1 protein-coding gene is annotated in these 1,485 nt (G+C 56.4%); it reads left to right on the top strand.

Going from position 1 to position 1,485, the window contains the following annotated elements; all coding sequences use genetic code 11:
• Nucleotides 1-200: 200 nt before the first annotated feature.
• Nucleotides 201-1,388: an IS481 family transposase gene (locus HMPREF3088_RS09555; protein ID WP_070759763.1), complete on the top strand. Its 1,188-nt coding sequence runs from the start codon at nucleotides 201-203 to the stop codon at nucleotides 1,386-1,388.
• Nucleotides 1,389-1,485 lie beyond the last annotated feature (97 nt).

The following is a 1,485-nucleotide window of genomic DNA, read 5'->3' on the forward strand; positions in this document are numbered from 1 at the left end:
GTGTCTGAAGTCACGACATAGTTGACACGGTGTGCCTGGCAGAACATTCCTGATGGTTGTCACATCAGTCGCGACATCGTTGACGCCCACCGATAGCACCGTTGCGGGATGATGGTTGTCACATCAGTCGCGACATCGTTGACACTGACTATGCAAGTGTGGCGCGAAACCACACCGTCTGGTTGGGGCATCGTTGACCAATGAACAGCCCCAACCGCAACCTCGCGATTGTTAAAGCCGTCCGCGATCAAGGCGAACCAGTGACCAAAGTTGCCAAAAGATTCGGCATCTCCCGGCAACGCGTCTACACAATCCTCGCAAATTTCGATGCCGGCGGGCCTGACGCCATCGCGCCGAAATCCCGTGCACCGCACACCCATCCACAAGCAATTCCAGACCCCTTGCGCAAGCACATCATTGCCATGCGCAAAGAACTCACCAAAGCCGGCCTCGATGCAGGACCTGACACCATCGCATTCCACCTTCAACGCCAAGGCCTACGCGTGCCGTCAACATCAACGATCCGCCGGATCATCACCAATGCTGGCCTGGTCACCCCGCAACCGAATAAAAAGCCCCGCAGCGCCTACATTCGCTTTGAAGCTGCGATGCCCAACGAATGTTGGCAAGCTGACATCACCCACCTGTTCCTCAGTGAAGGTACCCGTGTGGAAGTCCTTGACTTCCTCGACGATCACTCCCGGTATCTGCTGTCAATTACCGTCCGACCAGCATTTTCAGGTCTTCACGTCGCAGCGGAACTCGAACGACTCATCAGCATCTTCGGCCCACCAGCATCCACCCTCACCGACAACGGACTGGTGTTCACCGCACGGCTAGCCGGGCGTAAAGGGGGACGCAACGCCTTCGAAAAAGTCCTGACCCACCACCACATCCAGCAGAAAAACGGCAGACCCGGGCACCCACAAACGCAAGGTAAAATCGAGCGCTTCCACCAAACCCTGAAACGCTGGATCAGCGCGAGACCACCAGCAGACACGATCCACGAACTACAGGACCAACTCAACGAATTCGCCGAGTACTACAACACTCAACGCCCCCACCGATCACTCGGACGCCGCACCCCACACCAGGCATACACCACCGGGACCAAAGCTGAACCGGCTGATAACCCTGCCGGTGAATGGCGAGTACGCAACGACATCGTGGGCACCAACGGGAAGGTCACCATCCGGTATGCCGGCAGGCTTTACCACCTTGGGGTCGGGCGTGCGTACAGCGGACAACAGGTTCTGATGATTGTCACCGACAACCACGTGACTACCTCATTGAAAGAGACCGCAGAAATCATCACGGAGCACTACATCGACACGTCCCGTGATTATCAAAAACCATACTGGCGAAAAGGGGACCCGCCCCTGGTGTAAAAACACAAAACCGGCGCCGTTGGAAAATAAAAACCAAGGCGCCGGTTTGTCCATCATGTCGCGACTGAGCTGTCAACTATGTCGCGACTGATGACAA

Source organism: Corynebacterium sp. HMSC22B11 (assembly GCF_001815965.1).
Taxonomy (GTDB): domain Bacteria; phylum Actinomycetota; class Actinomycetes; order Mycobacteriales; family Mycobacteriaceae; genus Corynebacterium.

Excerpts from the sequence above, each read along its gene's own strand:
- HMPREF3088_RS09555 (WP_070759763.1), top strand. The coding sequence starts at position 201 with ATGAACAGCCCCAACCGCAACCTCGCGATTGTTAAAGCCGTCCGCGAT.